This window comes from Streptomyces sp. NPDC047453 (assembly GCF_040643155.1).
Lineage (GTDB): Bacteria > Actinomycetota > Actinomycetes > Streptomycetales > Streptomycetaceae > Streptomyces.
In genome coordinates, this window is sequence record NZ_JBEYTS010000025.1 from 18,763 (window position 1) to 40,947 (window position 22,185).

At 72.7% G+C, this 22,185-nt stretch carries 21 protein-coding genes; 15 read left to right on the plus strand and 6 right to left on the minus strand.

Annotated features, from left to right (window positions below):
* Positions 1 to 534: 534 nt before the first annotated feature.
* The 8 genes from fmt to ABZ818_RS22120 all read left to right on the plus strand — a co-directional run bounded on the left by fmt (position 535) and on the right by ABZ818_RS22120 (position 7,787).
* Positions 535 to 1,467, plus strand: coding sequence for a methionyl-tRNA formyltransferase (gene fmt / locus ABZ818_RS22085; RefSeq protein WP_361417056.1), 933 nt, complete (start codon positions 535 to 537; stop codon positions 1,465 to 1,467).
* Positions 1,468 to 1,549: 82 nt separating this feature from the next.
* Complete coding sequence (locus ABZ818_RS22090) at positions 1,550 to 2,965, plus strand: transcription antitermination factor NusB (RefSeq protein ID WP_361417059.1); 1,416 nt, start codon at positions 1,550 to 1,552, stop codon at positions 2,963 to 2,965.
* A 188-nt stretch (positions 2,966 to 3,153) separates the two neighbouring features.
* Complete coding sequence (gene rpe, locus ABZ818_RS22095) at positions 3,154 to 3,840, plus strand: ribulose-phosphate 3-epimerase (protein ID WP_361417062.1); 687 nt, start codon at positions 3,154 to 3,156, stop codon at positions 3,838 to 3,840.
* A gap of 79 nt (positions 3,841 to 3,919) precedes the next feature.
* Positions 3,920 to 4,963 carry a sugar-binding domain-containing protein gene (locus tag ABZ818_RS22100; RefSeq protein WP_361417065.1) on the plus strand — a complete coding sequence of 348 codons (1,044 nt, stop codon included), beginning with the start codon at positions 3,920 to 3,922 and terminating at the stop codon, positions 4,961 to 4,963.
* 37 nt (positions 4,964 to 5,000) lie between these two features.
* Positions 5,001 to 5,402: a ribonuclease domain-containing protein gene (locus ABZ818_RS22105; protein ID WP_361417068.1), complete on the plus strand. Its 402-nt coding sequence runs from the start codon at positions 5,001 to 5,003 to the stop codon at positions 5,400 to 5,402.
* Positions 5,399 to 5,728, plus strand: coding sequence for a barstar family protein (locus tag ABZ818_RS22110; RefSeq protein WP_361417071.1), 330 nt, complete (start codon positions 5,399 to 5,401; stop codon positions 5,726 to 5,728). Before ABZ818_RS22105 ends, ABZ818_RS22110 begins: the two co-directional genes overlap by 4 nt.
* Before the next feature lie 131 nt (positions 5,729 to 5,859).
* Positions 5,860 to 7,302 (plus strand): GuaB1 family IMP dehydrogenase-related protein, encoded by a 1,443-nt coding sequence (locus tag ABZ818_RS22115; RefSeq protein WP_361417074.1) that lies wholly within the window; start codon positions 5,860 to 5,862, stop codon positions 7,300 to 7,302.
* Positions 7,303 to 7,334: 32 nt separating this feature from the next.
* Positions 7,335 to 7,787, plus strand: coding sequence for an Lrp/AsnC family transcriptional regulator (locus ABZ818_RS22120; protein ID WP_141362818.1), 453 nt, complete (start codon positions 7,335 to 7,337; stop codon positions 7,785 to 7,787).
* Between the two features lie 2 nt (positions 7,788 to 7,789).
* Here ABZ818_RS22120 and ABZ818_RS22125 read toward each other — a convergent pair whose 3' ends face one another.
* Complete coding sequence (locus ABZ818_RS22125) at positions 7,790 to 8,263, minus strand: hypothetical protein (RefSeq protein WP_361417077.1); 474 nt, start codon at positions 8,261 to 8,263, stop codon at positions 7,790 to 7,792.
* Positions 8,264 to 8,274: 11 nt separating this feature from the next.
* Positions 8,275 to 9,015, minus strand: coding sequence for a GntR family transcriptional regulator (locus ABZ818_RS22130; protein WP_361417080.1), 741 nt, complete (start codon positions 9,013 to 9,015; stop codon positions 8,275 to 8,277).
* Positions 9,016 to 9,226: 211 nt separating this feature from the next.
* Between ABZ818_RS22130 and ABZ818_RS22135 the strand changes: the two genes are divergently transcribed.
* From ABZ818_RS22135 to ABZ818_RS22165, 7 genes are all read left to right on the plus strand, one after another.
* Positions 9,227 to 10,384, plus strand: a complete 1,158-nt coding sequence (locus ABZ818_RS22135) for an extracellular solute-binding protein (RefSeq protein ID WP_361417083.1) — start codon at positions 9,227 to 9,229, stop codon at positions 10,382 to 10,384.
* Positions 10,381 to 11,277: an ABC transporter permease subunit gene (locus tag ABZ818_RS22140; RefSeq protein ID WP_361417086.1), complete on the plus strand. Its 897-nt coding sequence runs from the start codon at positions 10,381 to 10,383 to the stop codon at positions 11,275 to 11,277. Before ABZ818_RS22135 ends, ABZ818_RS22140 begins: the two co-directional genes overlap by 4 nt.
* Positions 11,265 to 12,080 carry an ABC transporter permease subunit gene (locus tag ABZ818_RS22145; protein ID WP_361417089.1) on the plus strand — a complete coding sequence of 272 codons (816 nt, stop codon included), beginning with the start codon at positions 11,265 to 11,267 and terminating at the stop codon, positions 12,078 to 12,080. Before ABZ818_RS22140 ends, ABZ818_RS22145 begins: the two co-directional genes overlap by 13 nt.
* Positions 12,081 to 12,083: 3 nt before the next feature.
* Positions 12,084 to 13,166 carry an ABC transporter ATP-binding protein gene (locus tag ABZ818_RS22150; protein ID WP_361417092.1) on the plus strand — a complete coding sequence of 361 codons (1,083 nt, stop codon included), beginning with the start codon at positions 12,084 to 12,086 and terminating at the stop codon, positions 13,164 to 13,166.
* A 68-nt stretch (positions 13,167 to 13,234) separates the two neighbouring features.
* Positions 13,235 to 14,719: an HAD-IA family hydrolase gene (locus ABZ818_RS22155; RefSeq protein WP_361417095.1), complete on the plus strand. Its 1,485-nt coding sequence runs from the start codon at positions 13,235 to 13,237 to the stop codon at positions 14,717 to 14,719.
* A gap of 226 nt (positions 14,720 to 14,945) precedes the next feature.
* A complete protein-coding gene (locus ABZ818_RS22160) occupies positions 14,946 to 15,734 on the plus strand; it encodes a carbon-nitrogen hydrolase family protein (protein ID WP_361417098.1) in 789 nt (262 codons plus the stop codon).
* A 58-nt stretch (positions 15,735 to 15,792) separates the two neighbouring features.
* Complete coding sequence (locus tag ABZ818_RS22165) at positions 15,793 to 17,505, plus strand: NAD(P)/FAD-dependent oxidoreductase (protein WP_361417101.1); 1,713 nt, start codon at positions 15,793 to 15,795, stop codon at positions 17,503 to 17,505.
* Positions 17,506 to 17,521: 16 nt separating this feature from the next.
* Here the strand turns inward: ABZ818_RS22165 and ABZ818_RS22170 are convergent, their stop codons facing one another.
* The 4 genes from ABZ818_RS22170 to ABZ818_RS22185 all read right to left on the minus strand — a co-directional run bounded on the left by ABZ818_RS22170 (position 17,522) and on the right by ABZ818_RS22185 (position 22,065).
* On the minus strand, positions 17,522 to 18,451 hold the full coding sequence (locus ABZ818_RS22170) for an LLM class F420-dependent oxidoreductase (RefSeq protein ID WP_361417104.1): 930 nt from the start codon (positions 18,449 to 18,451) through the stop codon (positions 17,522 to 17,524).
* Positions 18,452 to 18,543: 92 nt separating this feature from the next.
* A complete protein-coding gene (locus tag ABZ818_RS22175; RefSeq protein ID WP_361417107.1) occupies positions 18,544 to 19,209 on the minus strand; it encodes a DUF5995 family protein in 666 nt (221 codons plus the stop codon).
* A gap of 128 nt (positions 19,210 to 19,337) precedes the next feature.
* Complete coding sequence (locus tag ABZ818_RS22180; RefSeq protein WP_361417110.1) at positions 19,338 to 20,735, minus strand: solute carrier family 23 protein; 1,398 nt, start codon at positions 20,733 to 20,735, stop codon at positions 19,338 to 19,340.
* A gap of 118 nt (positions 20,736 to 20,853) precedes the next feature.
* Positions 20,854 to 22,065: an MFS transporter gene (locus tag ABZ818_RS22185; RefSeq protein WP_361417113.1), complete on the minus strand. Its 1,212-nt coding sequence runs from the start codon at positions 22,063 to 22,065 to the stop codon at positions 20,854 to 20,856.
* Between the last annotated feature and the right edge of the window lie 120 nt (positions 22,066 to 22,185).

Here is a 22,185-nt window from a genome sequence, read left to right on the forward strand (position 1 = left end):
TATGGGGGCGTAGGGAAACATTCGTACGCCCCCGGCGCGCCGGACGTGCGCTGCACGGGCGGCCGACGGCCCTCCCTCGTCATCTGCCGCCCGGCCCCGTCACCTGCTGCCCGGCTCCGTGGTCGCCCGTTCGACCTGCCGTCCGCTGCCTGGTCCGGTCATCTGCGGCTCGGCTCTGCGGTCCGCCGCCTGCCGCCTGGTCCTGTTGTCTACGGCTCGGCTCTGCGGTCCGCCCCTGGACTGTCGTCCGCTGCCCGGCCCGGTCGTCCGCTGCCCGCTCCGTGGGCCGCCGCCCGCCGCCCGCCGCCCGTCGCCTGGCCCCGCGGCCCGCCACCCGCCCCGGTCATCTGCCGCCTGGGCCGCCGCCCGCCGCCCGCCGCCCGTCGCCTGGCCCCGCGGCCCGCCACCCGCCCCGGTCATCTGCCGCCTGGTCCGCCGCCCGCCGCCCCGCCCGTCAGCCGCGGGCTTCCGTCCGTGGTCATAGACTGGTGCGCTGCCCGCCGTCCAATCCGCCCGAGAGGCCCAAGCCACCCCATGAAGCTCGTCTTCGCCGGTACCCCCGAGGTCGCCGTTCCCGCTCTGGACGCCCTGCTCGCCTCCGGGCGGCACGAGGTGGCCGCCGTCGTCACCCGGCCCGACGCGCCGGCGGGGCGCGGGCGCAGGCTGGTCGCGAGCCCGGTCGCCGAGCGGGCGGAGGAAGCCGGGATCGAGGTGCTCAAGCCCCTCAAGCCGCGGGACCCGGAGTTCCTGGAACGGCTGAAGGAGATCGCCCCGGACTGCTGCCCGGTCGTCGCCTACGGTGCCCTGCTGCCCAGGGCGGCCCTCGACATCCCCGCCCGCGGCTGGGTCAACCTGCACTTCTCCCTGCTGCCCGCCTGGCGCGGCGCCGCCCCCGCGCAGCACGCCCTCATGGCCGGGGACGAGATCACCGGCGCGTCCACCTTCCTCATCGAGGAAGGACTCGACTCCGGCCCGGTCTACGGCACCGTCACCGAGCGGATCCGGCCCACCGACACCAGCGGCGACCTGCTCACCCGGCTCGCCCTCGCCGGGGCCGGACTGCTCGCCGCGACGATGGACGGCATCGAGGACGGCACCCTCGAGGCCGTGCCGCAGCCGGCCGAGGGCGTCACCCTCGCCCCCAAGATCACCGTCGAGGACGCCCGGGTCGACTGGACGGCGCCCGCCCTGCGCGTGGACCGCGTGGTACGCGGCTGCACACCGGCGCCCGGCGCCTGGACCACGTTCCGCGGCGAGCGGCTCAAGCTGATCCAGGCCGCCCCGGCGCCGCAGCGCACCGACCTCGCCCCGGGCGCGCTCGCCGTCGGCAAGAACGACGTCCACGTCGGCACCGGTTCGTACGCCGTCGAGCTGCTGTGGGTGCAGGCGCAGGGCAAGAAGCCGATGCGGGCGGCGGACTGGGCGCGCGGGGTGCGCATCGCCGAGGGCGAGACGCTCGGCGGCTGACCGGGCGGCCCGAACCGGGACGTAGGCTGGGTGCACCGCGTGTCCGAGCGCGGCGCACCCAGACAACCGGAGCACCTTTTCCGTGAGCGACACCCGTCGGCCCCGCAGGCCCGCCAAGCCCTACCGCCGACCCCAGAAGGACCCCGTCCGCATCCTCGCCTTCGAGGCGCTGCGCGCCGTGGACGAGCGGGACGCCTACGCCAACCTGGTCCTGCCCCCGCTGCTGCGCAAGGCACGCGAGAAGGGCGACTTCGACGGCCGGGACGCCGCGCTGGCCACCGAGCTGGTGTACGGCACGCTGCGCCGCCAGGGAACGTACGACGCGATCATCGCGGACTGCGTCGACCGCCCGCTCCGGGAGGTCGACCCGCCCGTCCTGGACGTGCTGTCCCTCGGCGCCCACCAGCTCCTCGGGACGCGCATCCCGAGTCACGCCGCCGTGTCCGCCACCGTCGAGCTCGCCCGGGTCGTCCTCGGCGACGGGCGGGCGAAGTTCGTCAACGCCGTGCTGCGCAAGGTCGCGCAGCACGACCTCGACGGATGGTTGGAGAAGGTCGCCCCGCCCTACGACGAGGACCCCGAGGACCACCTCGCCGTCGTCCACTCCCACCCCCGCTGGGTCGTCTCCGCCCTGTGGGACTCCCTCGGCGGCGGACGCGCCGGGATCGAGGACCTGCTGGAGGCCGACAACGAGCGGCCGGAGGTGACCCTGGTCGCCCGGCCGGGACGGGCCGGCACCGAGGAGTTGCTGCGCGAGGAGGCCGCGCTGCCGGGCCGCTGGTCGCCGTACGCCGTACGGCTGACCGAGGGCGGCGAACCGGGCGCCGTGGACGCCGTACGGGAGGGCCGGGCCGGCGTGCAGGACGAGGGCAGCCAGCTCGTCGCGCTCGCCCTGGCGAACGCGCCCCTCGACGGCCCCGACGGGAAGTGGCTCGACGGATGCGCGGGCCCCGGCGGCAAGGCGGCCCTGCTGGCCGCGCTCGCCGCCGAGCGCGGAGCCGTCCTGCTCGCCTCCGAGAAGCAGCCCCACCGGGCCGGTCTGGTGGCGAAGGCGCTGGCCGGCAATCCCGGCCCGTACCAGGTGATCGCCGCCGACGGCACGCGCCCCGCCTGGCGGCCGGGCAGTTTCGACCGTGTCCTCGTCGACGTCCCCTGCACCGGGCTCGGCGCCCTGCGCAGGCGCCCCGAGGCGCGGTGGCGGCGCCGCCCGGAGGACCTGGACGGCTTCGCCCCGCTCCAGCGCGGCCTGCTGCGCACGGCCCTGGAGTCGGTGCGCGTCGGCGGCGTGGTCGGCTACGCGACCTGCTCTCCGCACCTCGCCGAGACCCGCGCCGTGGTCACCGACGTGCTCAAGCAGTTCCCCGAGGCCGAGCTGATCGACGCCCGCCCGCTGCTGCCGGGCGTCGGGGCCCTCGGTGACGGTCCCGACGTACAGCTGTGGCCGCATCTGCACGGGACCGACGCGATGTACCTGGCCCTGATCCGCCGCACCGGCTGACCGGCCCCTTCGCGGGTCCGGCCCGCGCCACCTCGCGATGCGTCCGTGGAGCGGGCACGCGGGTGCGCCCCCAGCCGCACCCGCATACGGCGGCCCCGCCCGCGCCCGTGCCTCACGACCGCCGGCATCCCGGCGCCCAGCCGGGTACCGGGGGGAGCCGGCGGGCCCGGGCATGGCACGCTTGGGTCATGGCCGTGCAGATCAACCCCAGCATCCTGTCCGCCGACTTCGCGCGCCTCGCCGAGGAGGCGAAGGCGGTCGAAGGGGCCGACTGGCTCCACGTCGACGTCATGGACAACCACTTCGTCCCGAACCTCACGCTCGGCGTGCCCGTCGTGGAGTCCCTGGCCCGGGCGACGGACACCCCGCTGGACTGCCACCTGATGATCGAGCAGCCCGACCGCTGGGCGCCGCAGTACGTCGAGGCGGGTGCCTCCTCCGTGACCTTCCACGTCGAGGCTGCCGCCGCCCCCGTCCGGCTGGCCCGCGAGATCCGTGCCAAGGGCGCCCGGGCCTCGATGGCCCTCAAGCCCGCCACCCCCATCGAGCCGTACGAGGACCTGCTCCCCGAGCTCGACATGCTCCTGATCATGACGGTGGAGCCGGGCTTCGGCGGTCAGGCCTTCCTGGACATCATGCTGCCCAAGATCCGCCGCACCCGGGAGCTGATCGGCAAGCACGGCCTCCAGCTGTGGCTCCAGGTCGACGGCGGAGTGTCGGCCTCGACGATCGAGCGGTGCGCGGAGGCGGGCGCGGACGTGTTCGTCGCCGGCTCGGCGGTCTACGGTGCGGAAGACCCCGCCGAAGCGGTGCGTGCCCTGCGCGGTCAGGCGGAATCGGCCACCACCAAGGCGTCCTGGGCGTGCGGCCACTGAACAACGGCTGTGTGAACGGCTCCTTATCAGGGCTGATCAAGCGCGCCGGATCTGCAAGGATGAACGGTGAATCCAGAATGTGAACAGCAGTGAGGAGATCGCCGTGTCGGGTATGTCGGCGGGCCGGTCAGCCATGCGGATGGGACCCGCTGAGCTGGTGCAGGCGGCGGCCATGGCCCGCCGTTTCTACCTCGAGGGCAAATCGAAGATCCAGATCGCCGAGGAGTTCGGCGTCAGCCGCTTCAAGGTGGCCCGGGTCCTGGAAACCGCTCTCGAACGGGATCTCGTGCGCATCGAGATCCGCGTGCCGGCCGAGCTGGACGCCGAGCGCTCCGACGCGCTCCGCGCCCGCTACGGCCTCAGGCACGCCGTCGTGGTCGAGTCCCCGGCCGAGGCAGAGGAGACGCCCGACCCCGAGAACCTCGGCGAAGTAGCCGCCGATCTGCTCGGCGAGCTCGTCGACGAGGGAGACGTGCTGGGTCTGGCCTGGGGCCGTTCCACCATCCACATGGCCGCGGCGCTGAACCGGCTGCCGCCGTGCACGGTGGTGCAGCTGACGGGGGTGTACGACGCAGGGACCTCCGAACGCGGCTCGGTGGAGGCCGTGCGCCGCGCCGCCCAGGTCTCGGGCGGCGACGCCCACCCCATCTACGCGCCGATGCTGCTGCCGGACGCGGCCACCGCGGCGGCGCTGCGGCACCAGACCGGGATCGCGCGCGCCTTCGAGTACTTCGACAAGGTCACGGTCGCCTGTGTGTCCATCGGTTCCTGGGAGCCGGGCATCTCGACGGTGCACGACATGCTCAGCGACGAGGAGCGGGCCCACTACGCCTCGCTCGGTGTCTCCGCCGAGATGGCCGCGCACCTCTTCGACGCCGAGGGCCGCCGGATCGGACGGGACCTGGGGGAGCGGTGCATCACGGTCAAGGCCGACCAGCTGCGCCGTATCCCCGAGGTCGTCGCGATCGCGGGCGGGCAGCGCAAGGCGGCGGCGATCGACGCGGTGCTGCGGTCCGGGCTGGTCACCAGCCTGGTCACGGACACCTCGGCCGCGGACTACCTGATGACGGCGGGGCCCACCCCCAGGCCCGCTCTCAACAGGGCGGACCCGGACGGCCCCTGACGAGAGTGCGCGGGACGGCCGTGGGAGCATCGACGACATGCTGCTGCGGTTCGTCCCCCGTGTGCTCGCGGGGCTCCTCGTCACGCTCGCCGTCCTTCTGACGGGCTGCTCGCCCTCCGGGCAGACCGGCTCCGACCCCTCCGCCCCGTCGTGGGCCCGCGGAATGGCCACGATCAGCCAGTCCCGGCTGCCGGCCGAGGCCCGGCAGACCCTGGACCTCGTCGACAAGGGCGGCCCCTACCCGTACCGGCAGGACAACACCGTGTTCGGCAACTTCGAGGGGCGGCTGCCCAAGGAGCCGCGCGGCTACTACCACGAGTACACGGTGCGGACCCCGGGGTCGCGCGACCGCGGGGCCAGGCGCATCGTCACCGGCCAGGGCGGGGAGTTCTACTACACCGATGATCACTACAACACGTTCCGGGCGGTGCTGAGATGAGCGAAGACCTGGCGGGCCGGGTCGTGGTCACGCTGGACCTCGACGGTGTCACGGACAAGGCGGGACTGATGGACCGCGCCGCCCGTGCCCTCGCACTGCCCGGCTGGTTCGGACGGAACTGGGACGCGCTGGCCGACAGCCTCGGCGACGAGACCCTCTGGCCCGCGGAGGCCGTGGAGCGCGGGATGCTGATCGTGGTACGGGGCTGGCAGGCGTACGCGCGGGCCAGGCCGGAGGAGTGGGAGATCGCCGAGGAGGTCTTCGCCGCCTCGGCGGGCGGCCGGCCGGCGCTGGACGTCGCCCTCGCGCTTGGAGGTTCCTCCTAGGGGCGGGCGGCCGTCCTGGACGTTCCGTCCGGGCATGGCACGGCCCGCGCCATGGGAGAATGAAGTACGTGCTCTTTCCCCCTGACGGACCTGTCCGGGGGTCACCTCTGATCGACTGGGATGTGCGGCACGTGCGTTTCCTCAATGACATCCAGCCCGCGTACGACCTGACGTACGACGACGTCTTCATGGTGCCGAGCCGCAGCGCGGTCGGTTCCCGTCAGGGCGTGGACCTCAGCTCTCCGGACGGCACGGGCACCACCATTCCGCTCGTCGTCGCCAACATGACCGCGATCGCCGGGCGCCGCATGGCCGAGACCGTGGCCCGCCGCGGCGGACTGGTGGTCATCCCGCAGGACATCCCGATCGACGTCGTCACCGACGTGATCTCCTGGGTCAAGAGCCGCCACCTGGTCCTGGACACCCCGATCGTGCTGGCCCCGCACCAGACCGTCGCCGACGCCCTGGCCCTGCTGCCCAAGCGCGCGCACAACGCCGGCGTCGTCGTCGACGAGCAGCACCGGCCGGTTGGCGTGGTCACCGACCGGGACCTGACCGGCGTCGACCGCTTCACCCAGCTCGAAGTGGTCATGAGCAAGGACCTGCTCCTGCTGGACGCGGACATCGACCCGCGCGAGGCGTTCAACACCCTGGACGGGGCCAACCGCCGCTACGCGCCCGCCGTGGACGAGGACGGCAGGCTCGCCGGCATCCTCACCCGCAAGGGCGCCCTGCGCGCCACGCTGTACACCCCGGCCACCGACGCCCGGGGGAAGCTGCGCATCGCCGCCGCCGTGGGCATCAACGGCGACGTGGCCGGCAAGGCCGAGCAGCTGCTCGACGTGGGCGTCGACACCCTCGTCATCGACACCGCGCACGGCCACCAGGAGTCGATGATCAGCGCCGTCAAGCTGGTGCGCGACCTCGACCCGCGGGTGCCGGTCGTCGCCGGCAACATCGTCTCCGCCGAGGGCGTCAGGGACCTGATCGAGGCGGGCGCCGACATCGTCAAGGTCGGTGTGGGTCCGGGCGCCATGTGCACCACCCGCATGATGACCGGCGTGGGCCGCCCGCAGTTCTCCGCGGTCCTGGAGTGCGCGGCCGAGGCGAGGAAGTACGGCAAGCACGTGTGGGCCGACGGCGGTGTCCGCCACCCGCGCGACGTGGCGATGGCGCTCGCGGCCGGTGCGTCCAACGTGATGGTCGGCTCCTGGTTCGCCGGCACCTACGAGTCGCCCGGCGACCTCCAGCACGACGCCAACGGCCGCCCCTACAAGGAGTCGTTCGGCATGGCCTCCGCGCGCGCGGTGCGCAACCGCACCTCCGAGGAGTCGGCGTACGACCGCGCCCGCAAGGCGCTGTTCGAGGAGGGCATCTCCACCTCCCGGATGTTCCTCGACCCGGTCATGCCGGGCGTCGAGGACCTGATCGACTCGATCATCGCGGGCGTCCGCTCCTCGTGCACCTACGCCGGGGCCGGCTCCCTGGAGGAGTTCGCCGACAAGGCCATCGTCGGCATCCAGAGCGCGGCAGGCTACGCCGAGGGCAAGCCGCTGCACGCCAGCTGGAACTGAGCCGCCGAGTCCCGAGAAAAGATCCACCCACAGTGCTGAACGATCTCGACGAACGCATCGTGCACGCCCTCGCCGAGGACGCCCGCCGCTCCTACGCGGACATCGGGCAACTGGTCGGCCTGTCCGCGCCCGCAGTGAAGCGGCGCGTGGACCGACTGCGCGCCACCGGGGCCATCACGGGTTTCACCGTGCGGGTGGATCCGGCCGCGCTCGGCTGGGAGACCGAGGGGTTCGTCGAGATCTACTGCCGGCGCCACACCTCGCCGGAGACCATCCAGCGCGGCCTGGAGCGCTACCAGGAGGTCGTGTCCGCCTCCACCGTCACCGGTGAGGCGGACGCGATCGTCCAGGTCTTCGCCGCCGACATGCGGCACTTCGAGCGGGTCCTGGAGCGGATCGCCGGCGAGCCGTTCGTGGAACGGACGAAGTCGGTGCTGGTGCTCTCACCCCTGCTGCGACGCTTCTCCTCCGGCGCGCCGGGCTAGGGTCACGGACGGCAGCGTGTCGTCGACCTGCGGTCGATCGCCGACAGCAGGCGCCGCATGCCCATCGCGTGCCCGCCCGTGGCGATCACCAGCCGCCGGTAGAGGCCGCCGGCCGGGCCGGGGAAGGCGGCCCGGGTCTCGGCGCGCAGCCGCGAACGCCCGGGACCGGCTGGTTCGAGGCGGAACGTCAGCGCGTACGACGAGAAGCGATGGCGCCCGGTGAGCACCAGTTCCCGGCCCGGGTCGGCGGTGACCACCCGGAACCCGGGGAGAGTCGAGCCCTCCGCGAAGGGGCGCGGTCCGGACGCCGCGCGGTCGGCGCACCCGACCAGGCGGGCGTAGCGGGCCGCACCGGGACCGCGGAACGATCCCTCCAGCGCGGCGCCGAGCCCGCGCCACACGGCGTCGGTGTCCGCCGCGACGACGGTCGTGTGCTCGTCGACGTAGGGCAGCGAGGTGATTCCGGCGGCGTCCATGAAGGCCCCCTTCAGCCGGCCGTCTTGCGTGCCAAGGCGTTGTTCCCTATCGAATTGTGCACGCTGAAGCTCACCGCGTCCGGACGGTAGCGGTCGTCCGACCACTCCACGGGGCGCCCCTCACGGGTCGTCGTCACCCGGCGGACCCGCAGCAGCGGGCTCGTGCGGCGGATGCCGAGCAGTTCGGCGTCCTGGGCGCCCGCCGCGACCGCGTCGATGAGGTGTTCGCCATAGGCGAAGACCAGGCCGGTGTCCTCGTAGAGCCGTTGGGTGACGGACGCGCAGTCCGGCTCGATCGCCTCGACGGCGGGGGCGACCCAGTCGGCGTACACGGTCCGCTCCACCAGGACCGGCTCGCCGTCCAGTCCGCGTACCCGCAGAACGTGCAACACCGGTGTGCCCTCGTCCAGTTGCAGCCGGACGGCGTCCTCCTGGGTTGCCGGGCGGTACTCCTGGGCCACCACGTGCCCCGTCGCCTCCCGCCCCATGGCGCGGGCCCACTGGGCGAAGCTGCGCAGCTCGGCGAAGCTCTGGCTGCGACGGCTGGCCAGCACGACCCGGCGGGCACCCTGCCGGGAGCCGATCAGCCCCTCGGCGGTGAGGGCCGCGACGGCCTGGCGGACCGTACCGCGTGCGACGCCGTACTGGGCGGCCAGGGCCGTCTCGGTCGGCAGCCGGCTGCCGACGGTGTACTCCTCGCGGTCGATGGCCCGCCGCAGGGCGTCGGCGATCTCCTCGTGTCGTGCCGTCATGCTTCCCCTCTGAGTCGACAGCTGTGCACAGCGTAGGCAGCCTAATCGAGTTTCAGCGTCGATCCGGCCGGACGAAACTGTGCAGGTGAAAGGCCTTCGAGGTTTCGTCGGCGTTCACTTACAGGACATCATCGACGGGCGTACTGAGGCCAACTTGTTCAGACAAGTTCTCCGCTCTGCCTCACCCCTCGTGCGCACCCCTGGAGAGACCGTGACCGTGTCCTTGCCGAGAACAGCCCTCCTGGGCGGCTCCCTCGCCGTCGTCGCCGCGCTCGCCCTGAGCGCCTGTGGCGCCGCCCCCGACAAGGCGTCGGCGACCGCCGACGGCAAGAGCGCCGCCACCGCCACCTCCGCCGCCGACCTCGGCGGGATGGACGCGCTGGTCGCGGCGGCCAAGAAGGAGGGCAGGCTGCACGCCATCGCGCTGCCCCGCGACTGGGCCAACTACGGCGCCCTGATCGACGGCTTCGAGAAGAAGTACGGCATCAAGATCGAGGTCGAGAACCCGGACGGCTCCAGCCAGGACGAGATCAACGCCGTCACCTCCCGCAAGGGCCAGGATCGCGCCCCGGACGTGCTGGACCTCGGCAGTTCCTTCGCACTCAGCGCCGCCGCGCAGGGCCTGCTCGCCCCGTACAAGGTGGTCGCGTTCGACGACATCCCGGCCGGTCAGAAGGATCCGCAAGCCCGCTGGTACAACGACTACGGCGGCTATGTCTCCATCGGCTGCGACGCCAAGCGGGTCAAGGAGTGCCCGACCACCTTCAAGGACCTGCTCAAGCCGGAGTACAAGGGTCAGGTCGCCCTCAACGGCAACCCGACCAAGGCCGGCGCGGCCTTCGGCGGCGTCTACGCGGCCGCCCTCGCCGCCGGCGGCTCCTTCGACGACATCCAGCCCGGCATCGACTTCTTCGGCAAGCTGAAGAAGAACGGCAACTTCACCCCCGTCGAGTCCACCCCCGCCACCGTCGAGCAGGGCGAGACGCCGATCAGCATCGACTGGGACTACCTCAACGCCGGGTACGCCGACGAGTTCAAGGCCAAGGGTGTGGACTGGAAGGTGGTCATCCCCACCGACGGCCGGTACGCCCAGTACTACTCCCAGGCCATCAACAAGGACGCCTCGCACCCGGCCGCCGCGCGGCTGTGGCAGGAGTACCTCTACAGCGCCGAGGGCCAGAACCTGTGGCTCAAGGGCTACGCCCGTCCGGCCCTGATGCCCGCCATGGAGAAGGCCGGCACCCTCGACCAGGCCGCCGCCGTCAAGCTGCCGGAAGTCGACGGCACGCCCACCTTCCCGTCCGAGGCGCAGCAGGCCAAGGCCAAGGACGTCCTCGGGCAGGGCTGGGGGAAGGCCGTCTCCGGATGACCACCGCCCTCACGCGGGCGGACGTGGCGCCCGCCGCTTCGGTGAAGCGGCGGCGCCGCGCCCCGGGATGGCTCGCCGTCGTCCCGCTGCTCGCCTTCACCACGCTCGCCTTCGGACTGCCCGCCCTGGCGATGCTGAACGGCGCGTTCACCGTCCAGGACCCGGCGACGGGCGCCGAGTCCCACACCGCGGCCAACCTGACGACCTCCCTGCACGGCGCCTACCTGACCGCCCTGCTCGGCAGCGTCAAGCTGTCCGCCGTCGCCGCCGGGCTCGCGGCCCTGCTCGGACTGCCGCTGGCGCAGGCGGTCGTGACCTCCCGCTCCCCTGTGCTGCGCGAGGCCGTGCTCACCGCCTCCGGAGTGCTCGCCAACTTCGGCGGCGTCCCGCTGGCGTTCGCCTTCGTCGCCACCCTCGGCAACGCCGGTGTCCTGACCCGGCACCTCGGCCTGACCGAGAAGGGCTGGGACCTGTACAGCTTCTGGGGCCTGGTGATCGTCTACCTGTACTTCCTGATCCCGCTGATGGTGCTCACCATCACCCCCGCGCTGGACGGCCTGCGCTCCCAGTGGCGGGAGGCGGCGCAGAACAACGGCGCCACCGCCGTGCAGTACTGGCGGCACGTCGCCCTGCCCGTCCTCGCGCCGTCCCTGCTCGGCGGGCTGGTCCTGCTCTTCGGCAGCGCCTTCGCCGCCTACGCCACCGCGGCCGCCATGGTCGGCAGCTCGGTGCCGCTGGTCACCCTGCAGATCGCCGACGCCCTCTCCGGCAACGTGCTGGTCGGCCAGGAGCACGTGGCCCTCGCCCTCAGCCTCGACATGGTCCTGGTCGCGGGCCTGGTCATGGCCGTGTACCTGCCCCTGCAACGCCGGAGCGCCCGATGGCTCGCCTGAACCCATGGCGGTGGGCCGTCCTCGGTCTCGCCGCGCTGTACTTCCTGATCCCGCTTGCCGCGTCCGTGGTGTTCACGGTCGACGTACCGGGCCGGGGCGTCACCTTCGACGCCTACACGCGGATCGTCTCCACCGAGGGCTTCGTCTCCAGCCTGCTGCTGTCGCTGGAGCTGGCCGCCGCCACCATCGCCGCCGTTCTGCTGCTGATGGTCCCCGCCATGGTCGCGCTCCGGCTCGGCGCGCCCCGGCTGCGGCCCGTCGTCGAAGTGGTGTGCCTGCTGCCGCTGGTCGTGCCGCCGATCGCGTACGTCGCGGGGATCGCGACCGTGCTGAAGTGGGGACCCGAGCACCTGTCCCGCACCCCGCTGTTCCAGACGTTCGTGGCCCTGCAGGACCCGGACTTCCCCGTCGTGCTCGTCCTCGCCTACGTCGTTCTGGCGCTGCCCTTCGTGTACCGGGCCCTGGACTCCGGGCTCCGCGCGATCGACGTGCGGACCCTCGTCGAGGCCGCCCGCAGCTGCGGGGCCTCCTGGCCGCAGGCACTGATCCGGTCCGTGCTGCCCAATCTGCGCGGTGCGCTGCTGAACGCCGCCTTCCTCACCCTGGCCCTGGTCCTCGGCGAGTTCACCGTCGCCCAGCTGCTGGGTTTCCGGCCCTTCGCCGTGTGGATCTTCAGCATCGGCGGCTCGCAGGCCCAGATGTCCGTCGCCGTCTCCGTGCTCAGTCTCCTCGTGACCTGGGCACTGCTCCTCGCGCTCGCCGGTGCCGGCGGACGCACCCGAACCGCTTCGTCCCGGGGATGAACCATGACCGCCACCACTCTTGAGAAGACCGCCACGACGCAGGCCGCCACCGTCGAATTCCGCGGACTGCGCCGGGAGTTCGGCGCCACCGTCGCCCTCGACGGACTCGACCTGACCGTGCGGCCGGGGGAGCTCCTGGCGCTGCTCGGGCCCTCCGGCTGCGGCAAGACCACCGCGCTGCGCATGCTCGCCGGGTTCGAACACCCCGACTCCGGTGAGGTGCTGGTGGACGGCGCCGACGTCACCCGGGTCCCGGCCCATCGCCGCGACGCCGGGATGGTCTTCCAGTCGTACAGCCTCTTCCCGCACCTGAGCGCCCGCGACAACGTCGCCTTCGGACTGCGGATGCGCAAGGTGCGTACGGCCGAACGCCGGTCCCGTGCCGCCGAGTTGCTGGAGCTGGTCGGCCTCGCCGACAAGGGCGACCGATTCCCGCACGAGCTCTCCGGCGGACAGCAGCAGCGGATCGCGCTGGCCCGCGCGCTCGCCCTGCGCCCCCGGGTCCTGCTCCTCGACGAGCCGCTGTCGGCCCTCGACGCCAAGGTCCGGCTGACCCTGCGCGAGGAGATCCGCAGGCTCCAGCAGGAGCTCGGCATCACGACCCTGTTCGTGACGCACGACCAGGAGGAGGCCCTGTCGATGGCCGACCGGGTAGCCGTGATGCGCGCCGGGCGGCTCGAACAGTGCGCACCTCCGGCCGAGTTGTACGGCCGTCCCGCCACTGCCTTCGTCGCCGAGTTCGTCGGCACGACGAGCCGGATCCCGGGCCGGCTGTCCGACGGCGGCGTCGAGGTGCTCGGGCAGCGGCTGCCGGTCGACGGTGCGGCGCCCGCCGCGAGCGAGGTGGACGTGCTCGTGCGGCCCGAGGCCGTCCAGGTGCGGGCGGCCGAGGACGGCGGCGCGCGGGTGGTCGCCACTGCCTTCCTCGGTGCGACCGTCCGGATCACCGTCCGGCTGGCGGACGGCACCGAGGTGAAGGCCGACCTGCCCGCGCACGAAGCCGCCGGGCTCGCCCCCGGCACCGCCGTGAGCGTGTCGCTGCCCGAGCGGCCCGTCCTTGTGGCAGAACGCCCGAACAAGTCGTGAAGCCCCAGCCGTGGGACAGCCAGTCGTGAAGAACCGGTCCTGAAGAACCCGCTGTGAAAGAGAACCACGTGACCTCCTGCCCCCGGCTCCCTCTCCAGGCCGTCCTGTTCGACATGGACGGCACGCTCGTCGACACCGAGCGGCTGTGGTGGGAGGCGGTGGAACACGTCGCCGGCAGACCCCTGACCGAGGCGGACCAGCCCGAGGTGCTCGGCCGCCCCGTCGAGCACACGGCGGGCTGGCTGGCCGCGGCCTCCGGCGCACCGGCCGCGGACGTGGCCCGGGAACTGCACCGGGAGTTCACCGACCGGGTCCGCACCGGCACCGTGCCCCGCCCCGGCGCCCTCGACCTGCTCGACGCCCTCGCCCGGGAGGGCGTACCCACCGCCCTGGTGACCGCGTCGCCCCGCACCGTCGCCGACATCGTGCTCGACGTCCTCGGCCCCGGGCGCCTGGCGGTGTCCGTCACCGCCGACGACACCGACCTCACCAAGCCCGCCCCCGACCCCTACCTCGCCGCGTGCCGCGCCCTGGGTGTCGACCCCGCCGCCTGCGTGGCCGTCGAGGACACGCAGACCGGTGTCAGCTCCGCCGAGGCGGCCGGGTGCGCGGTGCTCGCCGTGCCGTCACTCGCCCCCATCGACGCGGCACCCGGACGCAGGCTGCGCGAGAGCCTGACCGGGGTCACCCCCGAGGAGCTGTCCGCCATGGTGAGCGGCGAACTGCGGGTGATGAGCTGGAACCTCTGGCTCGGCGGGAGCAAGGTCGACGACCACCGGGCCAAGCAGCTCGAGGCGATCCTGGAGTGCGGCGCGGACGTCGTGGGCCTGCAGGAGACCGGGGGCACCGCGGCCCAGGAGCTCGCCGGGGAACTCGGCTGGTACCACCACCGGGCCGGCGAGAACCTCGGCGTCATCAGCCGCCACCCGATCACCGCGCACCTCGGCGACCCGGACGTCGGCTTCTACGGCGCCGCCGGGGTCCGGATCGCGCTCGGGCCGGGCCGCGAGGTCGACGTCTGGACGGCCCACCTGCACTACACGCCCTACGGCCCGTACGAGTCGGCCTTCGACGGGCTCGCGGCGGACCGGCTGATCGCCCACGAGGAGGTGCGACTGGCGCAGATGCGGGACGCCCTGCGCCGGATCGACGAGGAGGGCGACCCGGCCGTACCGGTCGTCCTGGTCGGCGACTTCAACTGCCCCTCCCACCTGGACCGGCCGGACGTCGCCTGGCCGGTGACGAAGGCGGCCGAGGAGGCGGGCCTGCGCGACTCCTACCGCCAGGCCCATCCGGACCCGGCCTCCGACCCGGGGCACACCTGGTCACCGATCCACCCGGTGCACGAGGACGGCAGCGGGCGGCCCGAGCCGCAGGACCGCATCGACTACGTGTTGCACCGAGGGCTGCGGGTGCTCGACTCCCGGACGTACGTCAGGGGCACCCCGCGTCCCTGGCCGGACGTGGCCGGCAACGACTGGCCCTCGGACCACGCGGCGGTCGTGACCGCCTTCGGCGTGCCAGGGGGCCACCGAGGCCGGCCCGGCGCGTAGCGAGCACTGGGGGCGGTCGGCCCGGAGCCGCTGAGGGAGGCCGCGGGGCGGCTGCGGGACCTGTGCCGCGACCCCGTCCCGCGGGGGCGCAACGAATCGCCGCCCCTCCCGGGTTGTACGCAACGAATCGCTCACCGGCGCGCAACGGCTCCGGCTTGTCCGCCGGAGACGGCCGAACGTACGGTCTAACCGACCCCCGAACGCCCCGTACCGCTGAGGAACATCCATGCGCACCGCCCTGCTCCAGAGCTCCGGCCGCCCCGGCTCCGTCGCCGAGAACCTCAAGGTGCTCGACGACGCCGCCGGCCGGGCCGCCGCCGCGGGGGCCGGGCTGCTGGCGACGTCGGAGCTGTTCCTGACCGGGTACGCGATCGGCGACGGCATCGGCCGCCTGGCCGAGCCCGCCGACGGCGACTCGTCGGACGCGGTCGCGGAGCTGGCCCGCCGGCACGGGCTGGCCGTCGCCTACGGCTACCCGGAGCGGGACGGCGAGACGGTCCACAACTCCGTGCAGCTGATCTCCGCCGACGGCACCCGCCTCGCCAACTACCGCAAGACCCACCTGTTCGGCGACTTCGAGCACGGCCAGTTCACGCCGGGCGAGCAGCCGGTCGTCCAGGCGGAGTTGAACGGACTGACCGTCGGCCTGATCATCTGCTACGACGTGGAGTTCCCGGAGAACGTGCGCGCCCACGCGCTGGCCGGCACCGACCTCCTCGTCGTCCCGACGGCGCTCATGCACCCGTTCGAGTTCGTCGCCGAGTCCCTGGTCCCGGTGCGCGCCTTCGAGAACCAGATGTACGTCGCCTACGTCAACCGGGTCGGTACCGAGGGCGAGTTCGAGTTCGTCGGGCTCTCGGCCCTGGCCGGCCCCGACGGGGTGGCCCGCACCCGCGCCGGCCGGTCCGAGGAACTGGTCCTCGCGGACGCCGACCCCGCCTTCCTGGCCGCCTCCCGCGAGGCCAACTCGTATCTGGAGGGCCGCCGCCCCGGCCTCTACGGGTCCCTCGTCTGACCCCCGGACCTCCCCTCACTCCCCACCCCAGTTCTTTCGCGCAAGGAGTCCGCACCCCATGACGTCCACGGTGCCCAACGCCGTCGAGCACGCCGACGAGCAGCAGCCGCCGATCACCATGTTCGGCCCGGACTTCCCGTACGCGTACGACGACTTCCTCGCCCACCCGGCGGGCCTCGGCCAGGTCCCCGCGACCGAGCACGGCACCGAGGTCGCGATCATCGGTGGCGGCCTTTCCGGCATCATCGCCGCCTACGAGCTGATGAAGATGGGCCTCAAGCCCGTCGTCTACGAGGCCGACCGGATCGGCGGCCGACTGCGCACCGTCGGCTTCGAGGGCTGCGACGAGTCGCTGACCGCCGAGATGGGCGCCATGCGCTTCCCGCCGTCCTCGACCGCCCTCCAGCACTACATCGACCTGGTGGGCCTCGAAACACAGCCGTTCCCCAACCCCCTGGCCGAGGCGACCCCGTCGACCGTCGTCGACCTCAAGGGCGAGTCGCACTACGCCGAGACCATCGACGACCTGCCGCAGGTCTACCGGGACGTGGCGGACGCCTGGAACAGGTGCCTGGAGGAGGGCGCCGACTTCTCCGACATGAACCGTGCCCTGCGCGAGCGCGACGTGCCGCGCATCCGCGAGATCTGGTCCCGGCTGGTCGAGAAGCTCGACAACCAGACCTTCTACGGCTTCCTGTGCGACTCCGAGGCGTTCAGGTCCTTCCGGCACCGCGAGATCTTCGGCCAGGTCGGCTTCGGCACCGGCGGCTGGGACACCGACTTCCCCAACTCCATCCTGGAGATCCTGCGCGTCGTCTACACCGAGGCCGACGACCACCACCGCGGCATCGTGGGCGGCTCGCAGCAACTGCCGCTCAGGCTCTGGGAGCGCGAGCCGGAGAAGATCCTGCACTGGCCCTACGGCACGTCGCTGAAGTCCCTGCACGTGGACGGCGAACCGCGCCCCGCCGTGACCCGGCTGCACCGCACCGCGAACAACCGGATCACGGTGACGGACGCGAACGGCGACATCCGCACCTACAAGGCGGCCGTCTTCACCGCCCAGTCCTGGATGCTGCTGTCCAAGGTCCAGTGCGACGACGCGCTCTTCCCGATCGACCACTGGACCGCGATCGAGCGCACCCACTACATGGAGTCCAGCAAGCTCTTCGTGCCCGTCGACCGGCCGTTCTGGCGGGACAAGGCCGTCGACGACAAGGGCGAGCCGACCGGCCGGGACGTGATGTCGATGACGCTCACCGACCGCATGACCCGCGGCACCTACCTGCTCGACGACGGCCCGGACAGGCCCGCCGTCATCTGCCTCTCCTACACCTGGTGCGACGACAGCCTGAAGTGGCTGCCGCTGTCCGCGAACGAGCGGATGGAGGTCATGCTGAAGTCGCTGTCGGAGATCTATCCGAACGTCGACATCCGCAAGCACATCATCGGCAGCCCGGTGACCGTCTCCTGGGAGAACGAGCCCTACTTCATGGGTGCGTTCAAGGCCAACCTGCCCGGTCACTACCGCTACCAGCGGCGCCTGTTCACCCACTTCATGCAGGACCGGCTGCCCGAGGACAAGCGGGGCGTCTTCCTCGCCGGCGACGACATCTCCTGGACGGCCGGGTGGGCCGAGGGCGCCGTGCAGACCGCGCTGAACGCGGTCTGGGGCGTCATGCACCACCTCGGCGGCGGCACCGACCCGGCCAACCCCGGCCCCGGCGACGTCTACGACGAGATCGCTCCGGTCGAACTCCCGGAGGACTGACAGGAGTCCAGGGCGGTCACACCCCGGCCGCCCGTGCCTTCTCGAACACCTCCGCCGCGACGTCCTTGAGTTCCTCGGCGTCCCGCAGGCGGCCCTGCACGTCGATGAGGATCTCCTCCAGGCCGATCGCCGCGTACGGGAGGAGGTCCTCGACGATCTGGTCCGCGTCGCCCTGGAAGGGCCGGCGGCCGGTGCCGTCGTACGCCTTCGCCGAGTACGCCGCGTTCACCCGCAGCACCGTCTGGATCGGCTGCTGCCGGCCCCGCTCGGCGGCCAGGTCCCGCAGCGCGTCCCACTGGCTCGCGACCTGCTCGGCGCCCATGGCCACCGGCAGCCAGCCGTCGGCATGCTCGACGAGCCGCTCCCGGGCCCTGCGGGTGCTCGCGGCCAGCAGGATCGGGATCGGCCGGGCCGGCTTGGGGCCCACCACGGCCGACTCGATCTTCGTGATACGGCCGTCGTAGCGCACCGGGTCGGGCCCCCACACGGCCCGGCAGACGTCGATCACCTCGTCCAGCACCCGGCCGCGCTCCTTGATCGGCCGGATCCCCGCCGCCGCGTACTCGTCCAGGGACCAGCCCGTGCCGAAGCCGGCGATCACCCGGCCGCCGCCGGCCGCGTCCAGCGAGGCGAGGGACCTGGCGAGCTGGAACGGCACGTGCAGCGGCGCGACCAGCACGCTGCTGCCCAGCCGGACCCGCTCGGTGACCGCCGCGGCCAGGGTGAGCGTGACCAGCGGGTCGGCCACGTGCCGGTACGAGTCGGGCCAGGGCACGCCCTCGATGCCGTACAGCCCCTGCGTGGCGGGTTCCGGGAACAGGGCCCGCTCGTACACCCACACGCTGTCGTAGCCGATGCGCTCCACGGCGCGTGCCACGTCGGGCACGTCCCTGCCGAGGTCGTACTGCCGGTTCTGCGGAAGACCGATTCCCAGACGGGTCGCCATGACGGTGCGCTCCTTCGTGATCGTCCGTGTTCCACGGTCAACGTACAGTGATCGCGGGGGAGTTCTGTGAAGGTGCCGGGCGGATGTCCGGATCAGTCCGGCAGCGGCGTGAGCATCATGCGGCAGTCGAAGCCGACCGCGTCGTCCAGCCGCCGGGCGAACTCCTCGGCCACGTCGGGCAGTCGGCGCAGCGCCCACAGCGCCCGCGCGGCGGACCAGCTCGCCTCCCGGGCCCGCTCCAGGTCCCACGAGCCGAGCAGGTGGGTGAGCGGATCGGTGATGCGGAGCAGTTCGGGGCCGGGCGTCAGGTCCTCGCGGACGCGCTCCTCCAGCGACAGGAGGAAGTCGCCCAAGCGGTCGAACTCGCCCTCCAGTTCGGACGGTTCGCACTGCGCCTCCCGGCAGGCGTCCACCACGGCGAGGGCCAGGTCGTGGCCGATGTGCGCGTGGATGCCCGCCAGCGCGAACTGAGCCGGCCGGACTCCGGGGTGGCGGCGGAACTGGAACACCGGCCGCCAGCAGGCGGGCGGCCGCCGCCCTTCGGTGGCCGCGTCCACGGCGGCGAGGTACCGCCCGGCGAGCGGTGTGTCCAGTGTGGTCGCGGGCCACTGGCCGGCCGCCTCGGCGGCGGCGAGGTAGACACGGTGGAAGACCGCGACCCCGTCGCGCTCGGGAAGCCCGGCGGCCAGGTCGCGCATGGTGGCGGCCAGCGCGTCCACTGTGTCCGGGCCATGGGTGAGTTGTGCCGATTGCCCCATGGGGGCAGCGTCCCAGGCCCGGGACGGCCCGGGCGCCGACGGGCCCGGCGCTTCCCCGGAACGGGGGAACGCGCCCGCCGGCGAACGGGGCGGAGGGGGCGTGCGAGGCAGGCCGGGCGGAGGGGGACCTACGAAGCCGGCCCGGTGCCCTGAGCCTCCCCGCCGTACGACGACGTGCCCTCGTCCAGCAGCGGCTCCTGCTTCTTGAGGTGGGCGGGCGCGAACGCGCGCAGCGCGTGGTAGCCGGTGATGACGACCAGGGTGCCGAGTGCGATGCCGCTGAGGGAGAAGGTGTCGCTGAACTTCAGGCTGACGTTGCCGACGCCGATGATGATGCCCGCCGCGGCCGGCACCAGGTTCAGCGGGTTGCGCAGATCGACCTTGGCGTTGATCCAGATCTGCGCGCCGAGCAGGCCGATCATGCCGTACAGGATGACGGTGATGCCGCCGAGGACGCCGCCCGGGATCGCGGCCACGATCGCGCCGAACTTGGGGCAGAGGCCGAACAGCAGCGCGAAGCCCGCGGCGGCCCAGTACGCGGCCGTCGAGTAGACGCGGGTCGCGGCCATCACGCCGATGTTCTCGGAGTAGGTGGTGTTCGGCGGGCCGCCCACCGCGGTCGACAGCATGGAGGCCACACCGTCGGCCGAGATCGCGGTGCCGAGCTTGTCGTCCAGCGGGTCGCCGGTCATCTCGCCGACCGCCTTCACATGCCCCGCGTTCTCCGCGACCAGGGCGATGACGACCGGCAGTGCCACCAGGATCGCCGACCACTGGAAGCTGGGCCCGTGGAAGGACGGCAGCCCGATCCAGTCGGCCTTGCCCACGCCCGAGAGGTCCAGGCGCCAGTGGTCGGTGAGCTTGCCGCTCGCGTCGACCGAGTGGATCCTGCCGAAGACCTGGTCGAAGACCCAGGAGGCGGCGTAGCCGAAGACCAGGCCGAGGAAGATCGCGATCCGGGACCAGAAACCGCGCAGGCACACGACGGCCAGCCCGGTGAACAGCATCACGAGCAGGGCCGTCCACTGGTCCTGCGGCCAGTAGGTGGAGGCGGTCACCGGGGCGAGGTTGAAGCCGATCAGCATGACGACCGCGCCGGTGACGATGGGCGGCATCGCGGCGTGGATGATCCGCGCCCCGAAGCGCTGCACGGCGAGGCCGACCAGGAACAGCGCGACACCGACGACGAAGACCGCGCCGGTCACGGTGGCGCTGGTGCCGCCCTGCGCCCGGATGACCGCGGCGACGCCCACGAAGGAGAGCGAGCAGCCCAGGTAGCTGGGCACCCGGCCGCGGGTGGCGAGCAGGAAGATCACGGTCGCGGCGCCCGACATCATGATCGCGAGGTTGGGGTCGAGACCCATGAGCACGGGGGCGACGAAGGAGGCGCCGAACATGGCCACGACGTGCTGGGCGCCGAGTCCTGCCGTGCGAGGCCACGAGAGCCGTTCGTCGGGCCGGACCACTGCTCCAGGTGCGGGCGTGCGCCCGTCACCGTGCAGCTTCCAGCGCACGCCGAGGTTCATGGTGGGATTTCGCTTTCTCTGTACGTGGAGCTTGTCCGCACCATTGTCGGGGGTGCCCGGAGGTCCCGTACCCACCCGCCCCTGCTCAGACGCCGCTCAGGCCCTGCTCAGAAGCCGCTCAGGGCCGCGGGTCGGGAACCGCGGTGCTCGCGGGGCCGACCTTCGTCCGGTCCCGGTCGCCCGCCCTGAGCACCCCCGCGAAGGCGACCAGACCGCACGCCAGCAGGGTCACCAGGCCGAAGGACACCACCAGGCTGGTCGCCTGGGCCAGCCCGCCGATCGCGCTCGGGGCGACCAGCCCGGAGGTGTACGTGATGGTCGCGACACCGGCGATGGCCTGGCTGGGGTTCGGGCCGCTGCGGCCGGCCGCGGCGAAGCACAGCGGTACGACGACCGCGATACCGAGGCCCATCAGCGCGAACCCGGTCATCGCCACCACCGGATGGCCCTCGGCGACGACGAGCAGGCCGCCCACGACCGCCAGCACGCCGCTCGCCCGCACCGTGCGCACGGCGCCGAACCGGTCCACCACCCGGTCGCCCGCGATCCGCGCGACCGCCATGGTGAGGGTGAAGCCCGTGGTGCAGGCCGCCGCGAGGCCGGCCGAGGTCTCCAGCTGGTGCCGCAGGTAGACCGCCGACCAGTCCAGGCTCGCGCCCTCCGCGAACACCGCGCAGAACCCGATCGCGCCGATCAGCAGCGCCGACTTGGGCGGCAGCGCGAACCGCGGCGGCGGCTCCTCGTCCTTGGCGGGCTGGAGGTCCAGCACCCAGGTGCAGGCGGCCACGCCCAGCACGGTCAGCACGGCGGCCGTCAGCAGATGGTGCAGCCGCGCGTCCGAGCCGAGGTGCGCGGCGACCGTGCCGGCCGCCGAGCCGACCAGGGCTCCCGTGCTCCACATGCCGTGCAGTCCGGACATGATCGAGCGGTCGAGCCGGTTCTCGACCTCCACCCCGAGGGCGTTCATCGCGACGTCCGCCATGCCCGCCGTGGCGCCGTAGACGAACAGGCCGAGGCACAGGGTCAGGAGGTTCGGCGCGAGGGAGGGCAGGACGAGGGCGAGCGTCCACAGGGCGATCAGGCCGCGCAGCGCGTTGCGGGCGCCGAAGCGGTGACTGATGCCGCCCGCGAGCGGCATCGCGAGAGACGCGCCGAGCGCCGGGAAGGCCAGCGCGAGCCCCAACTGTCCGGGGCTGACCCCGACGTGGTCCTGGATCCACGGCACGCGGGTCGCGAACGAGCCGGTGACGGCGCCGTGTACGGCGAAGACGGCCGCCACGGCGTACCGGGCGCGCCGCACCTCGAGCTGTTCGTAGACCGCTGCACTCATTGTCCGGCCCCTCCCGGGCTGACCGCCGTTGCCCCTCGCGCCGTCGCGCCGACGTAAACTATCAGGGAACCTGCCTGATAGATAGCGGCTATCACGGACGGCAGCAGCCCGCAGATCTGG